15 protein-coding genes are annotated in these 22,681 nt (G+C 56.6%); 2 read left to right on the plus strand and 13 right to left on the minus strand.

What is annotated here, in order from left to right:
• Window position 1: 1 nt before the first annotated feature.
• Together ACSQ3H_RS22160 and ACSQ3H_RS22165 are read right to left on the minus strand one after the other, a co-directional pair.
• A complete protein-coding gene (locus tag ACSQ3H_RS22160) occupies window positions 2-811 on the minus strand; it encodes a 3'(2'),5'-bisphosphate nucleotidase CysQ (protein WP_436119030.1) in 810 nt (269 codons plus the stop codon).
• On the minus strand, window positions 798-2,141 hold the full coding sequence (locus tag ACSQ3H_RS22165; protein WP_436119031.1) for a TldD/PmbA family protein: 1,344 nt from the start codon (window positions 2,139-2,141) through the stop codon (window positions 798-800). The genes ACSQ3H_RS22160 and ACSQ3H_RS22165 overlap by 14 nt, the downstream gene beginning before the upstream one ends.
• Before the next feature lie 140 nt (window positions 2,142-2,281).
• On the opposite strand from ACSQ3H_RS22165, the gene ACSQ3H_RS22170 reads away from it, so the two are divergent.
• On the plus strand, window positions 2,282-4,120 hold the full coding sequence (locus tag ACSQ3H_RS22170; RefSeq protein ID WP_436119032.1) for a monovalent cation:proton antiporter-2 (CPA2) family protein: 1,839 nt from the start codon (window positions 2,282-2,284) through the stop codon (window positions 4,118-4,120).
• A gap of 6 nt (window positions 4,121-4,126) precedes the next feature.
• Here the strand turns inward: ACSQ3H_RS22170 and ACSQ3H_RS22175 are convergent, their stop codons facing one another.
• From ACSQ3H_RS22175 to ACSQ3H_RS22195, 5 genes are read right to left on the minus strand one after another with little or no spacing between them, the layout of a single operon-like run.
• Window positions 4,127-5,029, minus strand: a complete 903-nt coding sequence (locus ACSQ3H_RS22175) for a patatin-like phospholipase family protein (RefSeq protein WP_436119033.1) — start codon at window positions 5,027-5,029, stop codon at window positions 4,127-4,129.
• A 16-nt stretch (window positions 5,030-5,045) separates the two neighbouring features.
• Window positions 5,046-6,356 carry a M16 family metallopeptidase gene (locus ACSQ3H_RS22180; protein WP_436119034.1) on the minus strand — a complete coding sequence of 437 codons (1,311 nt, stop codon included), beginning with the start codon at window positions 6,354-6,356 and terminating at the stop codon, window positions 5,046-5,048.
• Window positions 6,353-7,831, minus strand: a complete 1,479-nt coding sequence (locus tag ACSQ3H_RS22185) for a M16 family metallopeptidase (protein WP_436119035.1) — start codon at window positions 7,829-7,831, stop codon at window positions 6,353-6,355. Before ACSQ3H_RS22185 ends, ACSQ3H_RS22180 begins: the two co-directional genes overlap by 4 nt.
• Before the next feature lie 48 nt (window positions 7,832-7,879).
• A complete protein-coding gene (rsmD, locus tag ACSQ3H_RS22190; protein ID WP_436119036.1) occupies window positions 7,880-8,437 on the minus strand; it encodes a 16S rRNA (guanine(966)-N(2))-methyltransferase RsmD in 558 nt (185 codons plus the stop codon).
• 11 nt (window positions 8,438-8,448) lie between these two features.
• Window positions 8,449-10,305: a pseudouridine synthase gene (locus ACSQ3H_RS22195; protein ID WP_436119037.1), complete on the minus strand. Its 1,857-nt coding sequence runs from the start codon at window positions 10,303-10,305 to the stop codon at window positions 8,449-8,451.
• Between the two features lie 120 nt (window positions 10,306-10,425).
• Here ACSQ3H_RS22195 and ACSQ3H_RS22200 point away from each other — a divergent pair, with 120 nt between their 5' ends.
• Window positions 10,426-10,857, plus strand: a complete 432-nt coding sequence (locus ACSQ3H_RS22200) for a nucleoside deaminase (RefSeq protein ID WP_436119537.1) — start codon at window positions 10,426-10,428, stop codon at window positions 10,855-10,857.
• Here the strand turns inward: ACSQ3H_RS22200 and ACSQ3H_RS22205 are convergent.
• From ACSQ3H_RS22205 to ileS, 6 genes are all read right to left on the minus strand, one after another.
• Complete coding sequence (locus ACSQ3H_RS22205) at window positions 10,854-11,840, minus strand: Lnb N-terminal periplasmic domain-containing protein (RefSeq protein WP_436119038.1); 987 nt, start codon at window positions 11,838-11,840, stop codon at window positions 10,854-10,856. The two genes, ACSQ3H_RS22200 and ACSQ3H_RS22205, sit on opposite strands and share 4 nt — an antisense overlap.
• Window positions 11,841-11,940: 100 nt before the next feature.
• Entirely contained in the window at window positions 11,941-13,995 is a 2,055-nt protein-coding gene (locus tag ACSQ3H_RS22210) for an autotransporter outer membrane beta-barrel domain-containing protein (protein ID WP_436119039.1), read from the minus strand.
• A complete protein-coding gene (locus ACSQ3H_RS22215; protein WP_436119040.1) occupies window positions 13,992-14,819 on the minus strand; it encodes a hypothetical protein in 828 nt (275 codons plus the stop codon). The genes ACSQ3H_RS22210 and ACSQ3H_RS22215 overlap by 4 nt, the downstream gene beginning before the upstream one ends.
• A 316-nt stretch (window positions 14,820-15,135) precedes the next feature.
• The gene (locus ACSQ3H_RS22220) at window positions 15,136-18,015 is read right to left on the minus strand and encodes an autotransporter domain-containing protein (protein WP_436119041.1); all 2,880 of its coding nucleotides are present in this window, start codon (window positions 18,013-18,015) and stop codon (window positions 15,136-15,138) included.
• 689 nt (window positions 18,016-18,704) lie between these two features.
• Window positions 18,705-19,376, minus strand: a complete 672-nt coding sequence (locus ACSQ3H_RS22225; RefSeq protein WP_436119042.1) for a hypothetical protein — start codon at window positions 19,374-19,376, stop codon at window positions 18,705-18,707.
• 190 nt (window positions 19,377-19,566) lie between these two features.
• Entirely contained in the window at window positions 19,567-22,485 is a 2,919-nt protein-coding gene (gene ileS, locus ACSQ3H_RS22230; RefSeq protein ID WP_436119043.1) for an isoleucine--tRNA ligase, read from the minus strand.
• Window positions 22,486-22,681: the final 196 nt, after the last annotated feature.

Below are 22,681 nucleotides of genomic sequence, written 5' to 3' on the forward strand. Positions count from 1 at the left end.
TTTATCCGAAGGCGGTTTCGGCGACAACGGCCAACATGTTATCCATTAGTAGACCGCTGGCTGCGATGAGTGCCCCATGCCGGTAGTCGCCGGTGCTGGTATTGCGTAAGCCGTAGGTGAGTGGCTTGCCATCGGCTGTCAGGACATTGCCGCCCGCCTCCGAAAGGATGAGGTCGGCCGCCGCCAAATCCCAGTCATGCGAGTTGGGGCGCACGAAAGTCCCGGCGATATCGCCACGCGCCACCATGGCGATCCGATAAGCCAGCGAGGCCACATAGGGAGCATGTTCTATGGATGCAAGAAAATGCTCTGGCAGTCCCTTCACAAATGCAGCTGGTCCCGCCACCTTGAATGGCCGGTTCTCAGCCTGAACACGAATGGCACTGCCATTCTGCTCCGCGCCGAAACCTGGCAAGGCTGTAATGATCTCGTTGCGCGCCGGACATTCGAGAACGCCTGCCACGGGCCGACCATTCTCGATAACTGCAACGCTGACACACCAGACATCAACCCCCTCGATGAATGCGCGAGTTCCATCAATTGGATCGACGACAAAAAACCTTTGCCGCGGAGAAGCGATGCGCTCGTCCAGCGTCTCTTCCGAGATCCAGCCATAGTCCGGCCTAGCCGTAAGAAGCATATCTTTCAAATACTTATCGGCGGCGAGGTCGGCTTCTGTGACCGGTGAATTGCCAGTCTTCATCCATATTTGTGGCGTCTGTTTGAAGTAGGACAGCGCTATCCGCCCAGCGCCCTCCGCAGCTTCACGTATCAGTTCGAGATCTTCGCGGTTCTGTTTATTTGCCGGCAAGAGTCATGCCTTCGATCAGGAGTGTCGGGCTGGCTACACCGAAATTACGGTCAATGTCATTGGCCGCGATGAGATTGAGAAACATCTCTTTCAGGTTGGACGCGATGGTGACTTCGCTAACCGGATAGGCGAGTTCGCCATTTTCGATCCAGAATCCCGAGGCACCGCGACTGTACTCGCCGGTGATCATGTCAACGCCATGACCGAAAAGCTCGGTCACATAAAAGCCCGTGCCGACAGAGCGGATCAATTCTTCGGGTGTCTTATCACCAGGTTCAATGGCGAAGTTGGTCGATGACGGCACTACTGTCGAACCGGAACGCACACCGCGGCCGTTTGTGGTCAAGCCCAGTTCCTTGGCTGTCGAGGTCGACAGGAACCAGTGCTTGAGCACACCATTCTCGATCATGTTCAGCGGTACGCCTTCCAGGCCTTCACCATCGAACGGACGGGAGGAAGAGCCGCGAACCCGCAATGGATCGTCGGTGACATTGATTGCGTCGCTCAGGATTTTCGTTCCCATGCGATCCTTGAGAAAGCTGGTTTTGCGCGCAACCGATGCACCATTGATCGCGCTGGCGATATGGCTGGCAATGCCACGGGCAACGCGCGGATCGAAAACGACATTGACGCGGCCCGTCGTGGCCTGGCGAGCACCGAGGCGCTTGACGGCACGCTCACCGGCGGAACGGCCAATGGCTGCAGCATCTTCCAAGGTATCGAAATAGATGCGCGATGAAAAATCATAGTCGCGTTCCATCGCGGTGCCGCTTCCCGCAATGGCACTGACCGAGCGCGAAAAGCGTGAGCCCATATATTGCCCGGCAAAGCCACCAGAGGTGACGAGCACAAGGCCTCCCATTCCCGCCGATGCAGACCCACCTCCGGAATTGGTGACGCCTTCGACAGCGAGAGCAGCTTCCTCAGCGGCAAGCGCTGCCTCGGTCAATTGTGCAGCATCGACCGCTGTTGAATCATACAGGTCGAGGTCACGAATGTTGCGCACGAGATTTTCCGAAGCAGCAAGTCCTTCAAAGGCATCATCCGGCGAGACTTTCGCCATGGCGACGGCGCGCTCGGCCAAAACCTTTGGATCGGCGCCGGCATTGGCCGAAATGCTCGCGACCTTGCGACCGACGAAGACGCGCAGTGAAAACTCGTCGCTCTCCGACGATTCGGTCGATTCGACTTTTCCAAGGCGCACGCTGACGCCGGTGGAACGCGAACGCACAACGACTGCATCGGCCGCATCCGCTCCCGCACGTTTTGCAGCTTCGACAAGCGCCGTCGCATTGTCAACGAATTCGCGCGAATTTACCGGCTCGGTCATTTTCATCTCTAACGTTGATTGCATGACAGGATGCAAGGACTTATCTGACAAACATCAGATGCATTCCTTCCTATATGGTGCAAATTGGGGTCTATCAAGGCAACCGAACGCAACAATCTCATTGTCCAGGTCACAAATATATGCTCTCGCAAAGCGGCAACCTCTATTTTCAGGCACTCGCCCTTCTAGCCGGGGCAATTATCGCCGCCCCGCTATTCAAACGACTTGGGCTCGGCACGGTTCTCGGATATCTCGCTGCGGGCCTACTGATCGGACCTCTGGCCAATCTCATTACCGATGGTGAACAGGTCCTGCATTTTTCCGAACTCGGCGTCGTATTCCTATTGTTCGTGATCGGCCTGGAGTTGAAGCCATCCCGGCTCTGGACCTTGCGTCATGCGATTTTCGGCTTGGGTGCCGCACAGGTCATCGTAACGGGTGCGGTGCTTACCGCGCTGATCCTCGCATTTAACTTGATGATGTGGCAAGCGGCAGTTGTGACAGGGTTTGGCTTGGCGCTTTCTTCGACTGCATTCGCCATGCAGATATTGGAGGAGCGTGGCGAGACAGCCACGCAGCACGGCCAGACTTCGTTCGCCATCCTGCTGTTCCAGGACCTTGCCATCGTTCCCTTGCTGGCGATGATCCCGGTACTCGCGCCCGGCTCCGCCCAGCATCAGGCGGCTCCGCTCGGCCAATTCTTCATTGCGGTGATCTGCATAGGTGCGATCGTCGCTGTCGGCCGCTATCTCCTCAACCCCTTGTTCCGCTTCATTGCCAACACCGGCGCACGCGAAGTCATGATCGCTGCAGCATTGTTCGTCGTGCTTGGTGCGGCAGTTCTGATGCAGTTCGCCGGGTTGTCGATGGCCATGGGCGCCTTTATCGCGGGCGTCCTTCTGGCGGAATCTTCCTACCGGCATGAACTCGAAGCCGATATCGAGCCATTTCGCGGCGTTTTCCTCGGCCTGTTCTTCATGGCAGTGGGGCTTTCGCTGGATCTCGATGTCATTGTGAACGACTGGCTGGCAATCCTGCTTGCGGTGCCAGTATTCATGGCGATCAAGGCGCTGGTTGTTTATCTTCTGGCGCGACTATTCCGCTCCAACCACAATGACGCTATCCGCATCGCTTTCTTCTTGCCGCAAGGCGGTGAGTTCGGCTTCGTGTTGTTTTCTGCGGCCGCTGCGGCCGGCCTGATGAGCACGTCCACGGCTTCAGAACTGGTGGCAGTCGTAACGCTTTCGATGGCCGTCATGCCGCTATCCGTCGCGCTTGGAAACAAGTTTCTGGTCGATCCGAATGCACAAGAAGAGATCGACGAGGATTTCGATGGAGCTGGTGCCGATGTGATGATGATCGGCTTCTCGCGCTACGGCCAGATCGCTGCGCAAATTCTGCTTGCGGGCGGCAGCGATGTGACTGTGATCGATGCATCCGCGGATCGTATCCGTGCCGCCGGCCGGTTCGGATTCCGCATTTATTTCGGTGATGGCACGCGCAAGGAAGTGCTTGAAGCGGCCGGAATTCGGCAGGCCAAGATCGTTGCGGTCTGCACACATAAAAAAGAAATCACGGACCAGATCGTTGAAATGATCCAGGCGGAATATCCGGATATCAAACTTTTCGTTCGCTCGTATGACCGAGTCCATACACTGAAACTGCGGGCGCGCGGTGTGCATTACGAGCTGCGCGAGACCTTTGAATCCGGTCTGGTGTTTGGCCGGCGCACACTCGAAGAACTCGGAGTCAGCGAAGAACTCGCCTATGAAATCATGGAGGATATCAGGCGGCGCGATGAGGACCGCCTGCATATCCAGGCTTCGGAAGGGCTGACCGCGGGCAATGATCTTTTGTTGACGCGACCGGTAACACCAGAACCACTGATCAAGCCAACACGGGAAGCCAAACGTATCGATACGGTCCCCGACGAAGAGAGGGATGTCGCTGTTGAGCCCGATCCCACTCCGGCGGAGTAGGCGTTTTCACTCCAGTTCCCGGTGCTCGACATAGATGATGGCGGCATCAACAGCGCGCTTCAATTCGTCCTTAATTCCTGCTGACTCGCGCAGCACCTGTTCGACGCGGAGGAAATCGAGAACGCCAAACCGGGCAACGCTCGGGCGCAGGAAGATTGCCGGCGGGTCGGTGCGCAGGCGCGTCGCGATGATCGACTGCATCATCAACTGACTGGCGCCGAACATTGCATCGATTGATGAAGGGAACTTGCCGACGTCGCCTTCGGGTCCTCCAACCACATCGATAGCGATTACAAACTGCGCCTTGTCCTTCAGGTGATCGAACGGAACCGGATTATATATGCCGCCGTCGATGAGGATCCGATCGTCTCGACGTACGGGCCGGAACAATGCCGGTATGGCGGCTGACGCGGCGATTGCGCTATAAAGATCGCCCGAGGCAATCGGTACTTCCTGCTGGCCGTAAAAGTCGGTGGCGGTAACGCTCAGGGGAATAGTCAATTCTTCGAACGTGTCCGGTATGCGGTCGGGGAGGAAGCCCTTCAGCACCTTTTCGATGTTGAACTGGCTGAGGCGGATGCCACCGCCAAACATCTCACCGAAACTGGCGGGACGCAGACGCCACAGACGGGCAGCAATTTCGGCGCGCCGCGACAGGGTAGCGACCGCATATTCTCGGATCTCGCGGCCGGACATGCCCGCCGCCATGCCTACGCCCATGATTGCGCCGATAGAGGAACCGGAAATTGCCGCCGGCCGGATGCCAAGCTCATCCAGCGCCTCGATGACATTGATATGGGCGAGCCCCCTCGCCCCACCACCGCCGAAAGCGATCGCGAAAGTTGGAGTGCCAGCGGTACTACCCGCTCCGGTCGATCCATTCATCTCTGCCAGATCGCGAGCGATCATGACGCTCCCATCCTCCTCAGGATTGTGGTGGCCCGACGATCAGAATGGCCGGATCGGTCTCAAGCAATTTCTTTGCCGCTGCCTTCACCTGATCGAGCGTCACAGCATTGATCAGATCGGCACGCCTGTCGATATAATCCCGACCAAGATTTTCGTCCTGCAAGCCGATAAGCGTACTGGCGACAGCCGAAGAGGAGTCGAGATTGTTCACGGCATAGGACCCGACGAGATATTTCTTGGCCCCGACAAGCTCCTCGTCCGTGGGACCATCCTTGGCCATTTTGGCGATCTCGGTTTTCAGTATCTGCAAGGTTTCGCTCGCACGATCCGCCCGCGTCGCGGTGTTCACCATCAGCGCCGCCATATGATCGCGGTTAACAAGGTTCGAGCCTGCAGAGTAGGCAAGGCCGCGCTTTTCACGCACCTCGTTGTAGATTCGCGAGGAGAACGAGCCACCACCAAGAATGTGATTCATGATATAGGCGGGGAAGAAATCCGGATCTTGACGGCGGACACCGGGATAAACCATGGAAATCGATGTCTGCGGCAGGGCGTAATCGACGCGCGTGATCTGGCCAAAGGCGAGCTTGGCTTCGCTGATCGGCTCAAGCTGGGCTTTTTCCGGGAGGTCACCGAACACCTTGTCAAGAAGCGGGGCCAGATCCTGCGGACTGATGGAACCGACGACCGCGACAATCAGATTATCCCTGGCGAAATTGTTCTTATGGAAAGCAGCAAGATCGTCGTGGGTTATCGAGGTCAAGCTCGCTTCGGTGCCCTCTGAGCGGCGACCATAGGGATGGTCACCATAGAGGGCCTCTGCGAATTTACGTCCGGCTATTGTGTTCGGATCACGTTCGGATGCCCTGATATCGGCTACGACCTGCTGGCGGATGCGATCTATCGGCGCTTGGTCAAAACGCGGCGCATTGACGGCAAGGGTTAGCAAACCGACAGCAGCATCCCGCTTGTCCGCCAGCATCCGGATGGAGCCGCTGATGCTGTCATCGTCGGCATTGAACCCCATCTCCGCGCCGACGTCGTCGAGCTTTTCCTGGAATGTTTCGGAATCGAGATCACCCGCGCCCTCATCGAAGAGGCCTGTCATCAGATTGGCAAGCCCCTCCTTGCCGTCCGGATCCTGATTGGACCCGCCTTTGAATGAAAAGCGTAAGGAAATCAGCGGCACGAAATCGTCCTGTACGAGCCAGGCCTTGATGCCCTTCGGCGAGACGACTTCCTTGATCTCGACCGCGTAACCGGGAGCAACGGCGAAGAATGTCAAGACGAGAGCGGCGGCAAATCGCTTCATGATTGGCGATATCATTGAATGACTCCCTGGCCTTGCGGTTCTGGCTGCTGTGTTTCTCCAGAAGCGGGTGCTTCCACTTGCACCTTTGCATCCGGTTTTCCGTCTTCCGGCATCAGATAGCTGGTTACCGAACGGCTATCGACGAGATAGCGCGTTGCCACATCCTGAATGTCCTGAACCTTCACGCTGCGAATGCGATCCGGCCACTCCTGAATATCCTTGATGGTCTGGCCAGTGGAAAGTGTCGAGCCGTAGATGCGCGCCATACCGGCCTGACTGTCGCGGGCAAAGATGACGCTTTTCAGGAAGCGATTGCGCGCGTTCTCCAACTCATCTTCGGTTACGCCATCCTTGATGATTTTGGCGATCTGCGCGTCGATGCCCGCCTCGACTTCGGTCAGCGTCGCCGAGCCGCGCGGCGCACCGTAAACGCCGAAACTGCCGGCATCGAGCGAACCGCCCTGATAATATGCGCCCGCACTTGCCGCAGATCCATCGCGCACGACCAAGGCCTGATAGATGCGGCTGCGGTTAGAACCACCCAGAATTTCGCTCAAGAGGTCGAGCGCCTCCGCCTCACCCGGCTTCGCGCTCGCGTAAGACGGAGCCAGCCACATCTTCTGGAAACTTGGCTGCGATACGCGCGGATCCGCCAATGAGACCGTTCTTTTGGTATTCTGTTCCGGTTCCTGCGGGCGCTCGCGCTTTCCCGGCTCAGCCCTGCGAGGAACCTTGCCGTAAGTCTTCTCCGCCAGCGCCTTGACCGTCTCGAGATCGACATCTCCGGAGACGACGAGTGTCGCGTTGTTCGGCGTGTAATATTTCACATAAAATGCCAACGCATCCTTGAGGTTGAGCTGTTGCATTTCGTGCAACCAGCCGATCACCGGCATCCGGTAGGGATGGTTCTGGTAAAGTGTTGCATTGACCTCTTCCGAGAGCAATGCCGAAGGATTGCTGTCCGTCCTTGAACGGCGCTCCTCAAGTACGACATCGCGCTCTGTTTTGACTACATCGTCATTCAGGATGAGGTTCTCCATGCGGTCGGCTTCGTAGGTCATGACCATTTCAAGTGCCGAAGGCGCGACCTGCTGGTAGAAAGCGGTGTAGTCGTAGGAGGTGAAGGCATTCTCCTGTCCGCCGATTTCGGCGACCTTGCGGGAGAATTCCCCTGCTGGATAGGTCTTGGTAGCTTTGAACATGAGGTGTTCAAAGAAATGTGCGATGCCGGATTTACCGGGCTCCTCGTCCGCAGACCCGACGTGATACCACAGCATGTGCGTGACAACCGGTGCGCGATGATCCGGGATCACAACGACTTCAAGACCATTTTCCAGATAGAACGATGAAACGTCATCCTTGTTGGTTGTCTCGATCGTCTTCGCGGTCTGGGAGGCGGTATCTGCGCGCGCTGGAGCTGAGAGAGCCGAGGCGATGACTGCGCCTATCAGGACAAATGCCGCAACGGCGCGGCTGAAAACGAAGGACATACAAATCGATCCAGTTCTGTTTCACTGATGGCGATACAATCGCGGTATTTACGACTTCAATGTGACAAGCCTTATGACCGTTCCGCCGTAAGGACGTTCTTCCACAACGACAAATCGTGGATCGAGTTCGACCGCGGCTTCGGCTTCCTCTTCAAGCACCAGAAGTGTGTCGGGATTGAGCCAACCGCCGTCTAGTGCGGACTTGAATGCCATCTCGCCGAGACCCCTGCCATAGGGCGGATCAGCGAAGACGAGATCGAATGGTTCGATGGTTCCGGCATCGCCGAGTTTCGTAGCGTCGCGGCGGAATATCTTGGTGTTGCCGAGCAATCCGAATGTTTCGACATTTGTGCGGATCAGTCCACGCCCTTCCGTCGATTCTTCAATGAACACGCCATAACGCGCACCGCGGGATAGCGCCTCGAGACCCAGTGCGCCGGTCCCAGCAAAAAGGTCGAGTACCCGCGTGGATTCAAACTTTTCCGGGTAATTGTGTACCAGAATGTTGAAGAGGCTTTCGCGTGTCCGGTCTGTCGTCGGCCGGATCGCATTGGAACCCGGCGTGGCCAAAGCCCGCCCGCGAAATCTTCCGCCGACAATCCGCATGGTTTCAAGCTCTATGATTTAGGTTTGCCGCCACGCGGCGGACGACCTGTGCCGCCACCGGAGCCACCTCTTGGAGCGTCACCGCGAGGAGCGCCTTTCGGACCACCAAACGGACGGTCACCGCTTCTGTTGGGTTGCCCGCCAGGCGCGCGCGTCGGCTTGCCGCTGGCGCCGTAAGGACGTTCGGAACGGGCCGGGCGATCGCTTTGCGCAGGCCTGTCACCTCTGGCTTCGCGTTCCTTCAGTTCGGCACGCTCGCGCTTGCCGACGCGTGGCGGACGATCAGGGCGAGGCCCGTCACGCGAACCTTCAGGGCGGCCTGCGCCGAAAGCTCGCTTCGGGCGCTCGGCGCTGTCCCCTTCGCTTCTTGGTGCGCGCGGAGAATAGCTGCGTGGCTTGTCGCCGGCATAACCGCCTGACGAACGCCCCCCTGCGGGACGGTCTCCCGTTGGACGATCACCCGCAGGTCGGGCGGAGCCTTCACTGAAACGCTTTGGCTTGTCGGCGCGCTGACCTTCGGAACGGTTACGCTCCTCTCGTGCGCCCACGGCCTTCGCCCTCGCCTTGCCCATCGGACGAGCCCCGGGCGCCATCCAGACATTGGCGCCTCGGGACTTACGCGGAGCAATAGCCTCGTCTTCCTTGCGTTCGCGGTCAGCTTTCGACGCCACACCATGCGATCCGCGCGGTTTTTGATCGCCGTCGCGCGGCGTACGGGCTGGCCGCTCGTCGCGGCCACTGCGAGGCACGGCTGGCCGCTCGCTCCGGTCGGTCGTCCAGCGCGAAAGCGATTCCTCGCGCTTCTCGTCTTTGGATTTGCGCGGCCCACGTGCCTTGGCAACCGGAGCACTGGAAATCCACTCAGATGAGCGGCGTTCGGGACGCTCGCTCGGTTGCTGGACTGCCTCGCCCTTGACGGCTTCGTTGGAAAACACATTGATGATTGGTGCATCGAAATCGGCACCGGATTCTTCGATCAGGCGTTCGCCAAGCTGGTCACGCAAAGTGCGGCCATTCATTTCGCGTACCGAGCCTTCCGGCAGATCGCTCAGCTGGAAGGGTCCATAGGAAATGCGGATCAGCCGGTTGACCGAAAGTCCGAGCGCGCCGAGTACATTCTTGACTTCGCGGTTTTTGCCTTCGCGCAAGCCCACCATGATCCAGACGTTCGAGCCCTGCTCGCGTTCCAGGGTCGCTTCGATCGCGCCGTAGAAGACGCCATCGACTGCAATGCCATCCTTGAGCGTGTCGAGCTTTTCCTGGGTGATGCTGCCATGAGCCCGAACGCGATAGCGGCGGAGCCAGCCGGTCGACGGCAGTTCAAGAGCGCGGGAAAGCCCGCCATCATTGGTAAGGAGCAGCAGCCCTTCAGTGTTGATATCGAGACGGCCGACGGAAAGAACGCGCGGCATATCCTTAGGCAAGGATTCAAAGACCGTCTGGCGCCCTTCCGGATCGCGGTTGGTCGTCACCAGGCCTGCGGGCTTATGATAGAGCCAAAGGCGTGTGCGTTCCTTCTCAGGCAATGGCTTGCCATCAACCTCAATGCGATCGGTGCGCATCACATTGATGGCCGGACTTTCCAGCCGCTTGCCATTGACGGAAACGCGGCCCGCGGCGATCATCGTTTCGGCTTCACGGCGCGAGGCTATGCCGGCACGTGCCAAGCGCTTGGCTATACGCTCGCCCTCTTCTGCCGGCGCTTCGTCACGTGGCGATTTGCGTTGCTCGACACCGCGCTTGGCGGGAGCAGCGTCATCGAACTTGCGCGGACCTCTAGCGCGATCGCCGCCATTACCCCGCTTGTCGAAGCTGCGCTTTTCAAAGGGACGTTTGCCGTCCTTCCCGTCATCATTTGAACTTGTCATGGAATGTTTGCCTTTCAGCGGGGCTAACTAACAGCTATGAGGTTTTCTTGCGAGTAAATTCTAAGAGACTCTTTGATTACTCCAAACGATGAGCGCGGCGTGAACCAAAAAACCGATCCGATGAGTATAGCTCTGGCCGAAGCACATGACGCGGCAACGCGCGGCGAGGTGCCGATCGGTGCCGTTCTGGTCAGAGGTGAAACAATACTGGCGCAGGCGGGCAATCGCACGCGCGAGCTCAATGATCCGACAGCACATGCGGAAATCCTTGTCATTCGAGAGGCCTGCCGCATCCTCGATGACGAGCGACTTACCGGCTGCGATCTCTACGTGACGCTAGAGCCCTGCACCATGTGCGCGGCGGCGATCTCGTTCGCGCGTATCAGGCGGCTCTATTACGGTGCACAGGATATCAAAGGCGGCGGAGTGGAAAACGGTGCGCGGTTTTTTGCTCAGCCGACCTGCCACCATGTACCGGAAGTCTATTCCGGATTTCAGGAACAGGACGTGGAAATCATGCTGAAAGAATTCTTCCGCTCCAAGCGGTTCTAATTATTCGTTCTGATCTTTGCGGAAAAATCCGGATCTGCATCAGCATCCATCGCACGCTGATCGATCGAAGCTGATTTGATCACCTCGTCCAGTGGTTTCTGATGATCGATGGCGCCGAGATTATAAAGATAGCCGGGCAAATAACCTGACAAGACAACGCGGTAATCTAGCGGCAGTTCAGGAGTTATGGCGCGCACCATGTCGAAAATCACCGTCGTGCAATTGGCCGTTATCGTATTATAGAATTTTGCTGTCGTGGCCAGATGGTTGGCGTTGTCCATATAGGACAGGAAGAGTGCCTGCCGCATCTCCGGCTTGAGATTGATGCGGTAGCGATAAACATCTTCCTTGCGGACATTGGTGCGCAGTCGAATGATATCGCGTTCGTCCGCAGCGATCATTGCCAGTTCGAATTCCTTGAAGAATCCTCCGATTTCGGAGAACTCTTCGTGACGCTCCTTGCGGATTTCTGCCGAGAAAACGACGTGATCGCCGTTGTTGAAGCCGAAACTGACCAGTGTGTGAGCGATGGCCGGGTTGGACCAATAGGATAGGAACAGATCGACGGAATCCAGATCCTGTAGATCATAGGTACGGACTTCCCAGCGCGGTGTGTAGTCGGCCGGCGTTCGCCATTCAAAGTTACGAACATTGGATAGCGTTACATAATTGCCATTGAGCGTACCCGTTACCGTCTGCGCAACCTCGTCGGCCCAGATGCGATTCAAGGAGGGCGTAATCGTGCTCCACCAATAGCCGAGACCGATCATTACCGGCACTAGGACAATAAGAGCACGCCAAGCGCGACCCTTGAATTCGAGCCAGAGCGTGGCGAAAGCTATCGCCGCCCAGAGGAACAGACAACCAAGCTTGCCGATAGTTTCGAATGGCAGCTGGTACCAAAGCGCGAACCCGCCCCAGAGAAAGCCAATAAGCGTCAAAATTACAAGGACGATCAGGCCAAGAAATCGCAGAATGAACAATTGGTGCGGTCCTCGATTGGCGGGAATAGGTGGGGCGCTGTTTCTTTATAAGGGAAACAACGGATCGTGGCATCTATCCGTTATAAAATTTCAGACAGGGCTAGAACCGCACAGTCAGATTGGCTTTGAAGCCGTGATCCTGAACCTCGCTGGCGATCTGGCCCTGGTAGGACAGACCGAAAGTCGTGGCGGGCGTTAGGTCCACATTCAAACCAGCCTCCAACAGCGCGGCATCACGGGCAATTGGAAGACCCGAAATTTCAAAGCTCTCCATGCCTGCAAATGCAAGGCGCGATTGCGGCGTCACATCGCCGTAGGCATGACGCCAACCGAGCGTACCGCGTAATGCCGCCCCTACCGAACCCAATGACAACTGCGTGGCGGCGCTGAGGCCAAGCGTGCTGATCGTTATGTCTGTGTTGGACGAGGCAGCGGTGAGCGTCGACGCGCCGCCCTCTTCGGTAAAGCTGTCGAGATGCAAATTGGCATAGGAGAAATTAGCGAAGGGTTCGAGAGTAACACTGTTATACTGAATACCGTAGCCAAGTTCACCGAATATTTGAGCCGTTCCGCCGTTGTAATCAGCACTCAGGTGCTCCTGAGATCCCGTGAACTGAACCGAGCGATCGGTGCTGATATCGTGCCAGGTGTAGCTTGCGCCTGACCGCAGACTGAGCGCCCCGAACTCTGCCCCGCCATAGATGCCGAGATGAAAATTGTCCACATCTGCTGAGGCGCCGAGGCTGGATTCGTCGATGCTGGTGTGGCTATAACCTGAAAGAATGCCAATGCGAGTATGATCACCGAACGATACATCGCCGCCTATGAGGAAGCCGCCAAGAGAGCGATCGAGACCTGGCACTTGATCATTGCTCTTCCAGTCTGCCCATGAACCGAAGCCTTGTCCCCATACGGCAAAGCGATCGCCTGTTGCTGGTTGAGGTTCGGCTCCATCAGGGCCATAAGCAAGGACGGGCAGAGAGGGCGCAGTTACGTCGCCGAATGCCGAGCGGAGCCTGTTATTGACCGCATCCCTGATGAAGCGGCTGTCGTCGAGCAATACTCCTGCGAGCGACACATGAATTTCACCGGGAAGCTGGGCAATGGTCAGGGGTGCGGTTGCTCTGTCCAGACCCAGCAGTTTACCAATGAGCGGATTATCGCTGGCTGGATTTTGTGCGGTGAAATTGTCGATGGATCGGGCAGCACTTCGCTGGTTTGGCGTTTTCGCCAGATCTGAAATAGCGATGCTGTTGCGGCGCATGGTCAACATGACGTTGCTTGCATCATAGGTGAGTGTCGGATCGAGGAACTGGAGGTTGGAGGAGACATCCAGAAAGTGTGTTCCATTAAGCCCGCTAGCAGCAGAAAGAATTGTATAGCCTGTAGCAGCCTTCCAGTTGCCGGCTGCAGCAACCACGTTGACATGCCCACCTGTCAGATCGGCAATGCCGGAGACGAGTGTCTTGTCATTGTTGCCGGCAGGATCAACTTCGACCCGATAGATTGACCCTTGGCCAAACGTAAGATTGCCGTTGACGCTGATCGTGCCAATCGAATTGCCCGGAGAAAACACCCCACCGTTGCCGACAATTGTTGAACCTACGGTGCCGGTACCACCGAGTACGCTCGCATTGCCGACACTTATGACACCGCCGAGTACGCCGTTGACGATGAGATCGCCACCGGCGATGTTAGTGTCCCCCGTGAACGCACTGCTGTCTGCTGTCAGAAACGTCTTGCCCGACACCACATTCAACGTTCCAGCGCCGCTAATTTGCGGTGAGAACGAGAAAGTTCCGCCTGCGTTGAAATTGATCGTACCGACGCCTTGCCCAAATACGATCGTATCCGCCTGCAGGGTGCCACCTTCCAGATTAAGCACGCCAACTGAGCCTTGTTGCGATGCGATCGTAAGGGACTGACCACTGACAATTGCTCCTTGGCCGATCGTCAGGGCGCCTGTCCCGCCCAAACCAATCAACAGATTCGCTCCAGCAGCCCACGTCGAGCCAGCTCCTGTCACAAGTGCAATTCCATTACTTCCAGCGAAGTTACCAAGCACTGCGACGCCACTGTTGCTGACCGAGCCGCCATCGGAGATTGTCAACCTGCCCCGCCCCGACAGGCCAATGCTCAGAAACTGGCCGGTCATCCAACTGGACCCTGCATGATGGTAGCCTCGCTTTCGAATGCGGATGCCGATTGCCCAATAACCGTCTGGGAGACGGTGTTGACGCGCGCCCCGTCCGTAATATTCAGTGTGCCGTCGCCCGCACCACCGACAATCAAAACATTGCCGGCATACCAAATAGAACCCAGCCCGCTCACCAAAACTGTCCCGCTCCCACCTTGCGAACCGATCGATGAGCCGCTTTCCGTTGTGACCGAGCCGCCATCAGAAATATTCAATGTGCCCGTACCGGCGTCACCGACCATCAATTGCGATCCCGTCATCCACGAGGAACCTGCTCCGCGCACGTTGACGGTGCCGATACTTCCGGCATTGGCACCTATCACCGAAAAGGCACTGTCGCCCGTTAGCGCTGGGCCGTCATTGATGACATGAGCGCCGTCTTCGACAGTCAGGGTTCCGGTGCCGAAGTAACCGATGATAATATTGTTTCCGAAATTGAAAGTGGAGTTCTGCCCGGTAACAATCATATTGCCGATGACGCCATTGCTAAAACCAATCCGCGAGGTTTTTGTGGTGTCAAAGGGAGTGTTGAGGGTGAGAAAAACAGAGCCGCCATCGCTTATGGCCAGCGAGCCTTGAGCGGAACCTCCCACAATCAGGGATGAGCCGGCATCGAAGGGGCTTGGCTGGCTGCCCGCTATCATCGATCCGTTGGCGAATACCTGACCATCTGCAACGATAGATTGAGCATTCACTTTGCCGGCCAATACCATGAGTACCGAGGCGACCAGTGTCCTCAGAAGGCACTCAATCCAAACGCCGTTGGTTGCGGCATGCAACATGAATCGATTCATCGTCGCAACTTTCCAATGCGGCAGCAACGATCCGTTTGCACATACGTTTTCTATCTTCGATCGCTCGAAGGCACAAATTACCGGGCAAACGTTTCAAGTGCAGCAGAAGGAGTACCAAGGCAAAGATATTGGCACAGACAATTAAATCCGGCTTGTTGCCGTGAGCGTTATATTAAGGCTACGAAGTCTGAATTTACTAATACTATAGTCTAGTATTTATTGCAATATAAGTGCCTGCAGCAGCAGTACCTTGGGCCGGCCTACCGCGCGAGTACAAGCCCAAGATAAGCGTTTCCCGGGTTTGCTAAAACTTGATACCAAAATCAGCTTTCAAACCATGGTCCTGGACTTTGCTTGCAACCTCGCCCCGATAGGAAAGATCGAAAGTCATGCCCGGCGTCAGCTCGACCCCAAACCCGACCTCCAGCAGTGCTGTATTGCGAGCGATCGGCAAGCCGGAGACATCGAAAGCGTCGCTACCAGCAAATGCAAGGAGCGTAGCTGGGGTCGTATCGCCGTAGGCATGCCGCCACCCGATTGTGCCACGCAGAGTTGCATCGGCAGAACCCAATGACCACGCCGTCAAAGCGTGAAGACCCAGCGTGCTGGACGTCATATCGTTTGACATCGCCGCACCGGACAACGCTGCCGTTCCGCCGTTTTCGGTAAACGCATCCGTGTGGAGATTGGCATAAGCAAGGTTGGTGAAAGGCTCCAGCTCGACGCTGGCGAGTTTCGTTTTGTAGCCGAGTTCCGCAAAGACTTGGGCCGTCCCCGCATTATAGTCCGCGCCGAGATTCTCCTGTGTGCCGGTGAACTGCACGAGCCGTTCGGTACTGATATCGTGCCATGTATAGGCAGCCCCAGAGCGAAGATTGACCGCACCAAATTCGGCGCCGCCATAAAGACCAAGATGAACACTGTCGACTGAGGCTGTCGCGTCCAATCCGGTCTCGTCGAGCGAGGTATGGCTATAGCCCGCCACAACACCAAGGCGAGTATTATCCACGATCGCAGCATCGCCGCCAATCAGGAAACCTCCGGTGGAACGATCGATACCTGGCACGCTGTCATTGTCTTTCTTGGTCGCCCAAGAGCCAAATCCCTGTCCCCAAACTGCAAAACGATCGGTTGTCGCGGGCTGTTCTTCCGCTCCATCCGGACCGTAGGCAAGCACGGGGAATGGCGCGGCGGCAACCACGTCAAAGGCCGAGCGCAAGCGATTTGTGACGGTCTCATCGATGAAACGGCTGTCGTCGAGAAGGGCTCCAATCAGCGATGCGTGTATCTCGCCCGGTAGTTGCGCAATGGTGATCGGCGCTGTTGCCTTGTCGAGGCCAAGCATTCTTTGGACAAGTGGGTTTCCGGTATCGCTCTTGGCAAGTCCTTCGATTGCCTTCAACGCCCTCTTCTGATTTGGCGTTTTGCCCAGACTGGAGAAGCCGAGATCATTCCGGGTTAACGTCAACGTCACATTATTGGCGTCGTAGCCGAGCGTCGGATCGAGGAACTGAAAGTTCGAGGATACGCTCTGAAACGCCGTGCCATTCAATCCGCCAGTGGCGGAAAGGATGGTGTATCGAGTTTCCGGCTTCCAATCTCCTGCCGAAGCAATGACATTGACACTGGCTCCAGTGAGGGTAGCAGCGCCAGCGATTGCCGTCTTGTCATTATTGCCAAATGGATCAACCTCAACGCTGTATATCGCCCCCGGCTTGAAAGTCAGATCGCCGTTGACATGGATGGTCCCGATTGAATTGCCGGGCGCAAGGGTTCCGTCTGCCTCGATAGTAGTTGAGCCAACGACGCCAACGCCGCCAAGAAAGCCGCCACGCAGAACATCGATCGACCCGCCAAGGACTCCGTCGACAGCAAGATCGCTATTCGCCGAAACAGCCGCTGTTCCGGTAAAGGAGCTGCTGTCTCCGGTCAGGATTGTCTTGCCGGACAAGACGTTGAGAGTTCCGTTACCGCTGATGATCGGAGAAAATACATTATCTCCTACGGTGTCGAAATTGAGCGTTCCCGTTCCCTTGCCAAACGTAATGCTATTGGTTTGTAATACGCCGCCCGTGCCAATGTTCAAGGTGCCGGTTGAATGTTCCTGTTCAGCGATAGTGATCGATGGGGCGTAGATCGCACCGTCGTTCCCAAGGGTCAGCATGCCGTTTCCGGTTGAACCGACCGCGATGTTCGATCCACTGCGCCATGAGGAACCTGATCCAGTTACAAGGACAGTGCCTTCGCCCCCGGGATGGGCACCGATTTGGGAGCCGCTATTGGTAACCGAGCCGCCATTCTCGATCGTCAGTGTGCCTGTGCCACTCCCGCCGACGCAAATATTAGAACCGACCTCCCACTTGGAGTCAGTTCCCGACACCAAAACCGTACCGCTACTACCGATAAAGTTACCAATTTGCGAGAAGGCACCATTGCTGACAGAGCCTCCATTTTTGATGGTAAGAGCACCCGTTCCGGCGACTCCGACATTGAGGTGGTCTGTTGTTATCCACCTTGAGCCTGCTCCCGTCACCATGGCCGTACCAAGACCTGTCCTTTCTTCTCCGATCACGGACGAGCCAGCGTTGCTGACCAGCGCCCCATTCGAAACGGTCAGTCTGGCTTTGCCATACAGACCGACGGACAAATCCGTTCCGGTTTCCCAAGTGGAGTTCTTTCCCTCCACTTTGACCTGACTTTCGTTTTCCGAATTGAAGTAGCCGATGGTCGTCTGGATGGATGTGCTAACCTTGGCACCATCGGCAATTGTCAATATGCCTTGTCCTTGCTCACCAACGTTCAATAAAGGTCCGGAGTCCCAAACCGACTTCTCGCCAGTTACCAAAACAGTCCCAACACTTCCATTTTGCGAGCCGATGTTTGCGACCGCTCCTGTGGTGACCACAGCACCATCCAGAATGTGGAGCGTACCCGTATTTTTATCGCCGACAACCAACGTCTTTTCGGTGTCCCATGGACTAGGGTTGTCACTTTCCACCCTGCTAGAAATGACCACTGTTTTTCCGTCATCAATGATCGTTGAATCGAGGATAGCAGCAACAGTATCAGGCGCAATATCCGCGGTCGCGTCCGGGGTAAAGTTCCGGGAAATGGCGGGGTTGGGCGTTTGAGCCAATGACGCATCAGCAATCGCGAAGAAGGATAAGACAGAAACGGTGGTCAATAGGCTTTTGCGCCAGGGAACAGTATTCGCTTGTCGAAAAGTCGGATCATTACTTGCCATTTTCAAAATCGCCTTTTTGCAAATTGGCATTTTTGAACATGCGAATCCCCAGCCCCGGCAACGCTGGGTTGCTGCAACAACCTCATGTCATCGTGGTAAAAAAGCCGCCCGAAAAATGCCCAAACTGTTATCTTGGGAAATCACCCAACTAATTGGGATAAAAAATATGCACCCCAATTAAGGGACCCTGCTGCAATGGCTTGTCGAAAATGGCACGTCAATTAGACATTGGTAGCGTTGCAAAGCCCTAAATAAACACGCCTAGGTTGTATTTACCCTGTAGCCTGACCACGACGTCGAATTAACGAAGGTTAATTAAATGCGTTAGAAATTAATCATTTAATGGAGAAGTCTAGGGCACCTGCGGTTGTATTGTCCCGCACGTTCGGGGGACCGAAAAATCGCTCGAACTTTGAACGAACAAGAGCGAAAAAAAGCACAATGAATGTCCTGTAACGGACAAATAACCTTTTTTGTCTTCTGTGCTTTAGGTTCCAAGTACCAATTCATATTTTATGGCAACGTGATTCGGCTGTTCTACTTCCGGAACAACAGTTTACGCGCGTAAACTTTTAGCGGCCGGATGTGCAGTGGTGGCGATATCAATGTTCGACCGAAACGCCGGAGGCTTATTCCCAAGGAATAAGGTTTCGCCAGCTGAAGCCTTTATCCTTTTTGGCAGCGGCTTTGCGTTCCCGTTCTTTCTTGGCCTCGTCCTCGCCCAGTTCGTTGGCGGCGGCCGTTGGTGCAGGCGCACGATATTCAAGTGGCGGCTCGCTCAGGTAGCGCCGCGTTGTCGGCGATCCGGCCGTTGAAGCAAGCTTGCGAGCGCGAAAATCCGCCCCCGCACTGCTCTTTGATCCCTGATTTGCCGGAGACTTGTCATTGTAGAACCCATATTCCGGCTTGCCCGAGGATTGCTGGGCCAGAGGCATGTCATTCTCGACTTCGGGCACGAAATTAGGATTGTTCTGGTTGGCGGTAGCTGTATCGCGTATGCGCTTGCGCCGCGCCTCCGGTGATTCCGGCCAGTTTGCACTGTCGGCGGTCACGACATCGTTCTGTGGTGCCGGCAATTGCGCTACCTTGCCCTCTGCAGGGCGGACAAGTTCCGGACGTGGATTATATGCGATCTGGTTCTTCTTCTTGGACGACCCGAAGGAAGCCATGTTCGATACGTCGTCGAGGAGCTGGCTGCCGGCAGTCTTGTCTGTACCATAGGTGGGTGACGACACGCAGCCGCCAAGCGCCAGTGACGCGACCAGTGCGCCGAAAACCGTAATGCGTCCGTTTAAATCCATACCCGCTACTTCCAACCCATGTCTGGGCAGTTCTGACTGCCGATCAAATATGCTTGATCTATGCCCTGCCTCTAAAATCAGGCAACTCAATGGCAAGCCTTTTACATGAGGCCAATTGCATTAAGCAAGTCTGTGCAGGTTTTTACAAAGAAATATGCGGATAGCATATCAAGCAATCCGCATTTCTTCTCTAAACCGCAAGCTTTCCAAGTTTTTCCAACTCGTGCAGAGCAGCGGCATCGCGGGCAGAAACATCCGGGTAAGCTGGGTCAGAGCCGACATCGTGCGTATACCGCCACGAACGGGCGCACTTCATTCCCGTAGCACGCTGAGATATAACCGCGACGCCTTTCACATCATCGGCGACAAACGCATCCGAAGGTGCTTTTTCGCTTTTGATCGTGATGCCGCTGGTGATGCATATCTCTGCCATGTCGAGACCCGTCACAGCGGCAAGCAATTCCGGATCGGTGATGTAGACCACTGGCGCTGCCTCCAACGACGAGCCGATGGTTTTCTTTGCACGCTCCAGTTCGAGCGCACCAGTTACGACACGGCGGACATCGCGCACCTTGCGCCATTTGGCGGCGAGATCATCGTTCTTCCATTCCTTCGGCGTTTCCCGGAACTGTTCCAGATGCACCGATACGGCACCCTTATGGAGGTCGAGCCACGCTTCCTCCATGGTGAACGGCAGCATTGGCGCCAGCCACGTAACGATGCGGTCGAAGAGATGGCGCACAACCTGCAATGATGCTTTGCGCTTGATGCTCGACGGCGCATCGCAATAAAGCGAGTCCTTGCGGATATCAAAATAGAAGGCCGAGAGTTCGACGTTCATGAAATCGATCAGTGCCCGTGTGATGCGCTTGAACTCGAACGCGTCGTAGCCCGAGCGCACAACCTCATCGAGTTCGGCAAGGCGATGCAGCATCAGCTTCTCGAGCTCCGGCATGTCGGCATAGGCAATCTCGTCGCCCTCATCATGGGCAAGCGTGCCGAGCATCCAGCGGATCGTATTGCGAAGCTTGCGGTAGGCGTCGATGTTGGTCTGGATGATATTCTTGCCGAGGCGCTGGTCTTCCCAGTAATCCGTCGTCATGACCCAGAGACGCAGGATATCCGCGCCGGAATCCTTGATCACATCCTGCGGCGTGACGGTATTGCCAAGCGACTTCGACATCTTGCGCCCTTCCTCGTCCATGGTGAAACCATGGGTGACAAGGGTGTCGTAAGGCGCACGGCCGCGCGTACCGCAGCTTTCCAGCAGCGAAGAATGGAACCAGCCACGATGCTGGTCCGAACCTTCGAGATAAACGTCGGCAGGCCATTTCAGGTCGGGCCGGTCTTCCAGCGTGAAGACGTGGGTAGAGCCGGAATCGAACCAGACATCGAGAATGTCGCGAACCTGCGTCCACGGTTCGTTCGCTTTTTCGCCAAGGAATCGCTCACGTGCGCCGTCAGCGAACCAGGCATCGGCGCCTTCCTGTTCGAAGGCTTCGAGGATGCGGGCGTTGACGGCGTCATCCTTCAGGACGTTGCCATGGTCATCAGCGAAGACGCAGATCGGCACGCCCCAGGCGCGCTGGCGCGACAGGACCCAATCAGGACGATCCTCGATCATGGCGCGCAGACGGTTCTGACCGCCAGCCGGTACGAAGCGGGTTTCGTCGATGGCGGCGAGCGCGCGGGAACGCAGCGTGGTCTGATCGCCGAGGTCCTTGTCCATATAGACGAACCATTGCGGTGTGTTGCGGAAGATCACTGGCTTCTTCGAGCGCCATGAATGCGGGTAGGAATGCTTCAGACGGCCACGCGCAAACAGGGCGTTGCGGGCGATGAGCTCGTCAGTGACGGATTTGTTGGCGTCACCCTTCTTGCCATTGTCGTCGATGACACGCGCGGCCCCGCCTTCGCGATCCGGTCCAAAACCCGGCGCGTCCTTGGTGTAATAGCCTGCGTCGTCAACGGCAAAGGGGATCGCAGGCGAAATGCCGCGTGCTTCGAGGTCGCGCGCTGCGTTCATCCAGGCCTCAAAGTCCTCGCGGCCATGGCCGGGGGCTGTATGCACGAAACCCGTACCTGCGTCGTCGGTGACGTGATCGCCGTCGATCATGGGCACGGCGAATTCATAACCGCCACCAAAACCTTCGAACGGATGGGCAAGCGTGATCGCCGCAAGCTCATCAGCCGAGACAGTTCGGATACGCTTGAAGGTCAGCTTGGCTTTCGCGGCGGATTCTTCGGCAAGTGCGTCAGCGAAGATCAGCTTTTCTCCAGAGCGCGGACCAAAATCATTCTCCGCAGACTCGACCTCATAGAGACCATAGGCAACGCGCGTCGAATAGCTGACGGCACGGTTGCCAGGGATGGTCCAAGGAGTAGTCGTCCAGATGACGACATGAGCCGACGATAGATCCGATGGCCCTTTCGCCACCGGGAACTTCACCCAGATCATATCGCTCTCGATATCCTGATATTCGACTTCCGCTTCGGCCAGTGCGGTGCGTTCGACTACCGACCACATCACCGGCTTGGAGCCGCGATAGAGCTGGCCAGACATGGCGAACTTCAGCAGTTCTCCGGCAATGCGGCTTTCGGCGTGGAAGGCCATGGTCGTGTAGGGGTTCTCGAAATCCCCCTCGATACCGAGCCGCTTGAACTCGCCCGACTGGATCTTGATCCAGTTGGTGGCGAATTCGCGACATTCCTTGCGGAATTCGTTGACCGGCACTTCGTCCTTGTCCTTACCCTTGGCGCGGTATTGCTCCTCGATCTTCCATTCGATCGGCAAGCCGTGGCAGTCCCAACCGGGCACGTAGTTGGAATTGTAGCCGCGCATCTGGAACGAGCGGGTGATGACATCCTTAAGGATCTTGTTCAGCGCGTGGCCGATGTGGATGTTGCCATTGGCATAGGGCGGGCCGTCATGCAGGACATACAGCGGACGCTCTTTCGCATCCTCGCGTAGCTTTTTGTAGAGATTCATCTCCTGCCAGCGCTTGACGAATTCCGGCTCTTTGGCAGGCAGGCCGGCGCGCATCGGGAAATCCGTCTGCGGCAGATAGAGCGTTTTCGAATAGTCGAGTGTCGTGGACGTATCGGTCATTTTTCCAGCTTGTGATGGGCCCGCGCGTTATCGCTGCGTGCAAGATTCGAAGAAATCATATTAGAGCGCAAAGGCGCCGCCCCGGACCTTCCACACCGTAAAGCCGAAGCTTCAGGAATGCGGCAAGGCCGGGCCAGTAATTCGTATCGTCTGAATAGGTATGGACTGCGCGCCAGCCCAGCAAACGGTTTTCATG

The organism is Phyllobacterium sp. LjRoot231 (assembly GCF_964253365.1).
In the GTDB taxonomy this organism is placed as follows: domain Bacteria; phylum Pseudomonadota; class Alphaproteobacteria; order Rhizobiales; family Rhizobiaceae; genus Phyllobacterium.